This window comes from Phaeobacter sp. 11ANDIMAR09 (genome assembly GCF_001294455.1).
GTDB lineage: Bacteria > Pseudomonadota > Alphaproteobacteria > Rhodobacterales > Rhodobacteraceae > Pseudophaeobacter.
The window spans coordinates 218,026-225,644 of record NZ_LIKT01000006.1; the positions used below are offsets into that span (position 1 = coordinate 218,026).

At 49.9% G+C, this 7,619-nt stretch carries 9 protein-coding genes; 3 read left to right on the forward strand and 6 right to left on the reverse strand.

Annotated features, from left to right (window positions below; all coding sequences use genetic code 11):
- Positions 1 to 2: 2 nt before the first annotated feature.
- Both AN476_RS07595 and AN476_RS07600 read left to right on the forward strand, forming a co-directional pair.
- A complete protein-coding gene (locus tag AN476_RS07595; protein ID WP_083464264.1) occupies positions 3 to 1,511 on the forward strand; it encodes a type IV secretory system conjugative DNA transfer family protein in 1,509 nt (502 codons plus the stop codon).
- Positions 1,508 to 2,260 (forward strand): hypothetical protein, encoded by a 753-nt coding sequence (locus tag AN476_RS07600; RefSeq protein WP_054460378.1) that lies wholly within the window; start codon positions 1,508 to 1,510, stop codon positions 2,258 to 2,260. Before AN476_RS07595 ends, AN476_RS07600 begins: the two co-directional genes overlap by 4 nt.
- Here AN476_RS07600 and AN476_RS07605 read toward each other — a convergent pair.
- The 6 genes from AN476_RS07605 to mobC are packed head-to-tail and all read right to left on the reverse strand — an operon-like array spanning position 2,257 to position 5,919.
- On the reverse strand, positions 2,257 to 2,961 hold the full coding sequence (locus AN476_RS07605) for a Fic family protein (protein ID WP_083464265.1): 705 nt from the start codon (positions 2,959 to 2,961) through the stop codon (positions 2,257 to 2,259). The genes AN476_RS07600 and AN476_RS07605 overlap by 4 nt on opposite strands.
- Positions 2,958 to 3,182, reverse strand: coding sequence for a hypothetical protein (locus AN476_RS22830; RefSeq protein WP_157063702.1), 225 nt, complete (start codon positions 3,180 to 3,182; stop codon positions 2,958 to 2,960). Before AN476_RS22830 ends, AN476_RS07605 begins: the two co-directional genes overlap by 4 nt.
- Before the next feature lie 37 nt (positions 3,183 to 3,219).
- A complete protein-coding gene (locus tag AN476_RS07610; protein ID WP_054460379.1) occupies positions 3,220 to 3,828 on the reverse strand; it encodes a hypothetical protein in 609 nt (202 codons plus the stop codon).
- 50 nt (positions 3,829 to 3,878) lie between these two features.
- Positions 3,879 to 4,205 carry a hypothetical protein gene (locus tag AN476_RS07615; RefSeq protein ID WP_054460380.1) on the reverse strand — a complete coding sequence of 109 codons (327 nt, stop codon included), beginning with the start codon at positions 4,203 to 4,205 and terminating at the stop codon, positions 3,879 to 3,881.
- 56 nt (positions 4,206 to 4,261) lie between these two features.
- The gene (locus AN476_RS07620; protein ID WP_054460381.1) at positions 4,262 to 5,566 is read right to left on the reverse strand and encodes a relaxase/mobilization nuclease domain-containing protein; all 1,305 of its coding nucleotides are present in this window, start codon (positions 5,564 to 5,566) and stop codon (positions 4,262 to 4,264) included.
- On the reverse strand, positions 5,563 to 5,919 hold the full coding sequence (mobC, locus tag AN476_RS07625; protein WP_054460382.1) for a plasmid mobilization relaxosome protein MobC: 357 nt from the start codon (positions 5,917 to 5,919) through the stop codon (positions 5,563 to 5,565). Before mobC ends, AN476_RS07620 begins: the two co-directional genes overlap by 4 nt.
- Before the next feature lie 745 nt (positions 5,920 to 6,664).
- Here mobC and AN476_RS07635 point away from each other — a divergent pair.
- Positions 6,665 to 7,619 (forward strand): hypothetical protein (locus AN476_RS07635; protein WP_253279853.1); only part of this gene is annotated, 955 nt, incomplete at its 3' end.

Below are 7,619 nucleotides of genomic sequence, written 5' to 3' on the forward strand. Positions count from 1 at the left end.
ACATGCAATTTCAAGATCTGCCAAGAGGCATTCCCGGATCTCCGGCTAGTCATGATAGCGCGCCGCGTGCGTTGTGGGTTGATCCATCCGCCATCAGTGCAAATCCACGCTGGCGCTATGAAACGGATAAGGTGTTTCTTGGTGCAGCCGACGAGCAACTGATAGGCCTCAAGGATGATCGCCATCTATTGACCATCGCTGGATCAAGGACTGGGAAAGGCGTTTCTGCCATCGTGCCCAACCTGTTGCGTTATACGGGATCTGTATTGGTCATCGACCCCAAGGGCGAAAACGCCCGTTTAACGGCTGAACGGCGCGGCAAAGGACGAGATGTACCCAGTGGGGGGCTTGGCCAAGATGTCTTTGTCATTGATCCCTTTGGTGTGTCGGGCGTCTCAAACGAATATCTAGCTGGCTTCAACCCTCTGGCAGATCTCAACCCGCATAGTGATGATTTCATTGATGAATGCGATGCCATCGCGGATGCCTTGGTTGTGCAAGAGGGCGAAGGACAAAACGCCTATTTCTATGACGCAGCAAGACTGGTTTTGCGCGGATACATCGCGTGGGTCGTGGCGCATCCTGATATCCGAGATACATCTCTCAATGAAGTAAAGCGCCTGTTGTTTCTGCCTCGCATTGCTCAAGCCGGTGAGGGAAACACAGGCATTCCAGATGTGAACGACCCCAGCCTCACTTTTGACCAGCTCAGTGCATTGATGAGCAGCGATCCACGGTTTGCCCACGGCATTCCGTTTGAGGCGGCATCGACTTTGTTGAGTTTGGGGGATCGGGAGTTTGGCAGCATCATGTCGACCATTCGCAATCAGATTGGGTTTATCTCATCTCCGCCCATGGCACGAACATTGTCTGATACTGGACGCACGCCAAACTTGCTCTCTTGGAAACATGGGCAGCAATCTGTCTATCTCTGCCTGCCAGCAGGACGGATGCATCGACATTTTCGTTTGTTCCGCTTGTTCATCAATCGGCTGCTCAACGCCATTGAGGCGGACGAACAAAAACCTGACACGCCCGCGCTGATGATCTTGGATGAGATGCATGTGCTAGGTCACATGAAATCTCTGGAAACAGCGGCTGGTTTGATCGCAGGGTTTGGTGTTCGGATTTGGTCGTTCTTTCAGGATCTATCTCAGCTCAAAACCATCTATGGCGAACGATGGGAGACCTTTTTAGGCAACGCATCGATCTTTCAGACCTTCGGCCTGAATGACCTTGGAACCCTCAAATATGTATCCGAGCGCTTGGGCCAATCATCCATGCTCAAAATTTCCCAAAGCGAGCAGAGCACATCACAGGCAGCCTCAGGTTTCACGGGTCAATCAAAGAGTATTGAGGGCGCGCCATTGTTGGCACCGGATGAAGTGGCCGCATGCTTTTCCCGTCAGTCCAACAACCAGTTGATTATCTATCCCGGTGTCAGCGGCATTTTCCTGCAACGCGTATCCTATTTCGATCCAATTTTTGATGAAGTGAGGCCGACCGAATGAATGATCTGAAGAACAAAATTTTCGCGTTCTTGAAGTACCTTGTGACAGAGCAAAAGCCAAACAAACAGACGCAGCCTACGCCTGTGAATTCAGGGGAAAGCCCTAAGCCGCAGCTTTCTTCTACGACTTCTGATGCTTTTGTAATGCCTGTGCGTAAGACTCCTGTTGGGACAGAGCTTGTTAGACAAAATAATGAGCAAGCTGTCATGGCCGTTCAGGCCGCCATTCGTTTTTGGTGCTGGGTGGGACCCACAATGTGTCTTTCAACGATACTTGTTACGCTACCGATTGGTGGTGCTTTGGGATACCAGAGTTCATTTGATCGATATGGATATGTGACAGGAAGCCTTGGCGGGAACATCGTATGGGGATGTATTTTAGGTGTAGGAGCAAGTCTATTTGCCACTTTCTTGGCATACACGATGACGCGGCCAACTGTACGAGTTGAAGTGGACAAAGATTTCGTAACGTTCGGATCTTACAAGTTTGACAGGCGCTTTGCTGATGGCCTGCGGCCCGCTTATTCAAGCCAAGAAGTTGAACTCAATAAGAGTATCACCCAGCCAAAATTTGGAGTTACTGCGTTGCGGTTCGCCTATGGTCCTTGGGGCGAGGATATGAAGTACTTGGTTGATGCAAACTACGTGAATGACATCTGCGCTTGGATGAACATGATTATCGACACAGTTGGTGCGGAAGCGCCCAAAGAAAACGACGCCTCTGAGGGCAAGAAGGTCGAACTTCTCTAGTCGATATCTTGATCTTTCGACTGTTGCAGCTGCGCCGTCCTGTTTTGGCTCTGGCGCAGTGTTTCCTTGTAGCGCTCAGCCGATATCTGGGGGCGGAGTTGACCGTCATCAACGCCATCTCGTTCCAAGCTGTTTTGCTCCAATGCCCCTTGAATGCAATCTTGCATCTTCGAGTGATCGCCTCTGTTCGATGAGATAGAGGCGTCTATCCATTGCTCCTTGTCAATCTTGCACAGATCAATCTTGTGGCCTGCCTTTTCGGAAAGCTGCTGGAGGAACTGCATTTGCGTTCGACCATTGCCTTCGCGAAAGGGGTGAACGTGGTTGAGATCGCCGATGAGTTCGCCAGCTTGTTCAGAAAACTCCGATGGTGATGTTCCTTGCAGGTAGTTCGCAGATATGATGCGGCCATGGATGTCGTTCATGCCGTTTTCGATGAAACGACGGGGCATAAACTGAGATCCACCTTTGCTGATCTCAAGGGTGCGAACCTCTCCAGCCCACTCATAGGTATCTTGAAAAAGGTGATGATGAATGGACTGAAGGTGTTTCAGGTCGAAGTCACCTTCGGGGCAGCCTTGGCGTATGCGGGATGTCGAAAGCTCTCTTTCAACAGTATCCAAACCCTCTTGATCACTAATGTCGAACTTGTTGCGGAGAACCTTGTGATCTGGTGGGAGGCAATAGACGGGATCACTCATCCTGTGCCATTGCCCTTAGCTGCAAGCTCTAGAGCGCGCTTCATAATGTACTCATGACAGCGTTCGTCTGACCACCGTTCGCGCTCGAACATCTCGAACATTTCTACTTGCTCAGGCGTCAGCGGATTGCTTTCAATCTCTTGCAGATGCATCGCTTCTAACCGCCGCTTGCGACGTACTTTGACTTCCTCGTCTGTCAGTAATTTATCTATATTTGTCATGCGGTTATTGTATCACATAGTGGCGCGAAAAGCACGTTTATTCGATGTCTGGTCCCTTGGTTTTGTAGACTTCGTTGGTCCTTTCTGACGCCTGCCGAAAAGCTCTTGCATAGTCGCTTTGGGATATCTGCGGGCCGTCATTACCTGCCTTCGGTGAAGTATCATTGTTGGCCTGTTTCTGTTGATCGGGCGACCCCAATGATTGGGGAACTGAAGTTTCTCCACGATCTTGGTATTGCTCGTTCACAGCGCGATCATTGGTCGTTTGGAAAACCGCCGAGCCGTCATTTCCCATCATCTGATCGAAGGTCTCCTTGGAAGGCGCTGCTTCCTGCTCTGCCGCCGCAGCCTCTATCTCTTCAATCGGTTTGGTCTGATAGCCATCCGCGTGAGACTGGTCGTCGATTTCCTTTATGCCTGTCTCCACTGCAATGGGGCGTGTGTCCTCTGGAGTTTCTGTAGGTTGCTGGTGATTTTCAGGTTCAAAGGTGAAGACAAATTCGCGTGGTGCCGAACTAGTGCCAGTAGGCGTAAAAGAGTTCCCCACGCTGCCTCTAGGGGCAGCATTTGCGTTCTTGGCATTTTCGGGTTTGTGCTCTGGTGAAGTGTTCTTGCGCGGGCCTTTGTCGTCTTCATGATCAGACATGCAAGTTTTCCCTGATGAAAGATGAATGTGATCACCCTAAAAGGGTGAGATTAGATGTCCAACAAATCTTCTGGAGATGCTGGGTCACACCATTCTGGTCGTCCCATCTCCTTCTTTTCCATTTTCAGAAATGACTTGTGGACTAAGTTTCGAAAAGCAACGTTTTTACACCCAAATTCAGGCGTCCACATCTTTTGATTTTTCTGAAAAACTGCGTTGACGTTGGTGCCATGCTCACTTTCCATCCAATCAACGTAAGCCCATGAGATTCTGGGCATCACAATCAGCATAGGCTCACCAAAGGCTCCAGTCACATACCTACCTATTTCTTCGTCGGGGTCCTCATCAAAGTGCTTGTGCCAAGTCTCGTAACTCATATCCAATTTTACTCGAAAAATGGAATTAAATCAACTTATTGCTGTTATCTCTTGCTCTACGGTGTGAAGCTTGGGCCTCTGTCGCGACGAGGCCGTGTAGCAGGTTGCATCACCAAGTTCGGCTGTTGCTGTTTGATCGTTTCAGGTCTCAGTTTTGGGCGAAGAATACTGGCAATGTCGCGGGCAAGATTTTGGCGTTCAGCTCGTTGTTTGATCTTCAGCTTGTTGATCCACCCTTGAAGTTTCTGCCGCTCTTTCATCTGTTCTCGGATCATGAAATCCCGTTGTTGCTGATCACGCTTGGCGGCTTTCAGGGCTTCACGTTCGTTCTGCTGCCTCGTTGCTTTGGATTTGCCTGTCACCTTATCCAGTAGGCCACGAAGACCGCCATTCAGGCGGAGGGACCGAACCTTGGTTTCATCTGCCCAGCGTTTTGCCTGACCTTCTTTCAGCGTTTTTCGTTCTTGCCGATGTGCCCGAGCCATGGATGTGACTTCTTCACGGAGCGGATGCATCTCTGTTGAATGTCTGTTCTTTGCCTTGGCGATGAAGTCGCGCATCTGAGAAGAAACCTTCGAGCGGATCTGTGATTTTGTTTCATCGACGGAATGCAAGTCTTCAGGGGAGCCGAGTTTGGCTTTCACATCTTTGGACTTAACACCCGTCCATTTGGCAATGGCGTGGACATTGCCATCGACATCCAAGGCAACGAACCCACGCCGATCACCGCGCGCGAGGAAGTATCCGCGTTCCTCTAGAGCGTTCTTGAAGCTGGTTTGGTTGTCAGATCTGTCCCATGCATTTTGAAACGTTTGTTTGATCTCACGAGGATCGAGGTTCTGGCGTTTGGCTTGCTGCCATTCTTCCAACGTGAAGTTCAAAGGAGACTTGTTGCCGTAGGTGGCGAGACCATCTGGCAAAATCCATCCGTGATCAAGAAACAGATCACGAGACACGTCTCTCAGCTTGTTCTTGTAGTGCGGCAAGTTGATTGCCTTCAGTTCAACCCCATCAATGCGGGACCACACCGCATGAGCATGGCGGCGACCGTTCTTCTCATGAACGACAATGGCATGAGGTTGATCACTCAGGCCGACTGCATCCGCCACACGGCTTGCCGTGTCTCGAAAATCATCATCCGTGGCAACCGCATGTTCTGGCGGGTTCAGCGAAACCGAAAACAAGAACTGATTACACTGAGTCGCTTTGGAAATCGCATAGGCTTCCTTGAATGCCCCATGGAGATCGTCAGCCACGAACCCGTCGATATCTATCACGTCAACATGGTCGTTATCTCGGTCATTCATCAAATGATCTGCGAGCGCCACGGCACCTGAACGTTGTGAAGCTTTGATGATCATATCGATACCCCCAAGGCTTCCATCAGCTTTGTTCGCATCCATGCGACTTCGGCTACAGCTCGTTTAAGGTCCGCTTCCAAATCTGGATCAACAACCAGTGTACCTTGGTTGAGATGCTTGGCGATTTGGTTGAGATTATTGGCCTGACGAGTTTGGCCGAGGCGTGCCAGCACTTCCGCCAAGAGCTGTTGCTCCGCAACAGGTGGTTTCCGCCGACTACGATATTTAGGAGCTTCGTCGGCCAAAACCACGGATTTGATATATGACGCCAGCGGCATCGCCCCAGCTTGGGCTTCAAGCTGCTGGCGTTCCTCTGGTGTGAGACGAAGGGAAAACGGGGCAGGACGACTCATGGGCGAGGCCCCCGCAATTTTGGACGAGGTCGTGCTAACTCTTCGTCCAAGACATCCGTGGAACTGCTTTTCTCAGTATCTTGATCAATGGTGCGCAGCCTTTGAACAAGTTCAGGATCGGCTCCCAGAATGGTCTCCCACTCCTCCAACTTTTGGATCAAATCAGTGGGATCAAAGTGTTCTAGATAATCATCCTCCAGTGCACCATTTTACTGGAAAATTTTCTTTATTTTCAGTTACTTTAGGAAGTTGAAACTTTCTCAACCCACCTTTTTGACCACCCTTCGCTCTACCCTCTTTGCGCTTTGGATTACAGTGGATGCCATCGCTTTCCGGCAGGATGATCGAAAACTAGGTGACCTAAAAGTGCTAGGCCTTACGTATAAGACGCCTTGGATTGATTGCGGTTTTAGGGAATAAAATTACCCTTTGTCCGTCGGCAGAGTTTTTGGAACCAATGGCGGCTTAAACTCTGCACTTGATTTTAACGAAGAGGTGGGCGCAACACGATATCGGACACTCGCGCCTAGCGCAGCATTCGCCGGAACCCAGGGACCAGGGCGGGAACCGGTCATTCGCTGCGTCCCCCACCAAGGGCAGCTTTGCGCAGAAAGCGGACTTTGCAAAGTTTGAAGGACAGCCCAAAGCCGATCTTGGCACAATCCTAGCCTTTAAGATGCACGCTGGAAATGCAGAGCAAAGGCTCTAGTGTTCGTTGGTCGATTCTAGTTACGGAAATCATGCGATGCTTCAAATAAACACAGGGAAGTTATTTCAACGAGGCGTCGGACGCAAAAATGAGCTGAGAGGTGTTCTATATTCCAACGGTTGGCTTATCGGCGATAGAGATATCGAGACCAAGGCTGGAACTTTGAAAGCTGCAGGAAGTGGACCTAAAGATCGCGCTTTGGTGTACGAGTTAATCGAAAATATTGAAGAGGGAGAAAAAAGCCCAGGTTTCCTAATTTCCCATACAGTCACCCCTTATCTCAACGAGTTTTCGGTTGTTGCATCGTTCTCTTTTGATGTTGTCGTTACGCCCGATCATGACCTGCTTAGCAAGCTTGTCAGTGGTGGAGAACAGCACTCCGGCAGGTTCACTCCTGACAAGTTCGTTAAACGCTTCTTTGACAATCAAGCGAACATTTTGGACCCTGATATCAAAGAACTTATACAATTCGTTGACGAACTTTTGCGCTTAGAACGAAAACACTACCTTGGCTCGATGCGCGCCATTAAGACTTATATCGCCGCGCTTCATTGCATACCTTATGATCCAGCCCGTGCTTATACTCTGATGGTGTCTGCAGTCGAAACCCTTGCGCAAGAGTTTGATGACTATCGAAGTACGTGGATAGATGTGGACGACCGGAAAAGGAAAGCGATTGATGACGCTTTATCTGACATCGAAAATGATGGTGCTGAGAAAATCAGACACGCAATCCTTGAGTCAGAACATCTGTCGCTGTCCAGACGCTACCGGGCTTTCGTATCGTCGAAGATCGAAGCTGACTTCTTCCGGGTAAAAGGATCAAAGAATGGAAGGAGCATTGCGCGTTGGGAGGTTTCCCCGGCTCTTAAACAAGCCTATGGAATTCGATCTCAATACATACATTCTGCTAAGCCACTTCCTGATCAGCTTGCTGTGCCACATGAGCATTGGGAGGTTGCGACAGTTGAGCGACGGCCAGCACTAACCG

Bases quoted from the DNA above. Each gene is read 5' to 3' on its own strand.
- AN476_RS07600 (WP_054460378.1), top strand. From the start codon at position 1,508: ATGAATGATCTGAAGAACAAAATTTTCGCGTTCTTGAAGTACCTTGTG.
- AN476_RS07610 (WP_054460379.1), bottom strand. From the start codon at position 3,828: ATGTCTGATCATGAAGACGACAAAGGCCCGCGCAAGAACACTTCACCA.
- AN476_RS07615 (WP_054460380.1), bottom strand. From the start codon at position 4,205: ATGAGTTACGAGACTTGGCACAAGCACTTTGATGAGGACCCCGACGAA.
- AN476_RS07605 (WP_083464265.1), bottom strand. From the start codon at position 2,961: ATGAGTGATCCCGTCTATTGCCTCCCACCAGATCACAAGGTTCTCCGC.
- mobC (WP_054460382.1), bottom strand. From the start codon at position 5,919: ATGAGTCGTCCTGCCCCGTTTTCCCTTCGTCTCACACCAGAGGAACGC.
- AN476_RS07620 (WP_054460381.1), bottom strand. From the start codon at position 5,566: ATGATCATCAAAGCTTCACAACGTTCAGGTGCCGTGGCGCTCGCAGAT.
- AN476_RS22830 (WP_157063702.1), bottom strand. From the start codon at position 3,182: ATGACAAATATAGATAAATTACTGACAGACGAGGAAGTCAAAGTACGT.
- AN476_RS07595 (WP_083464264.1), top strand. From the start codon at position 3: ATGCAATTTCAAGATCTGCCAAGAGGCATTCCCGGATCTCCGGCTAGT.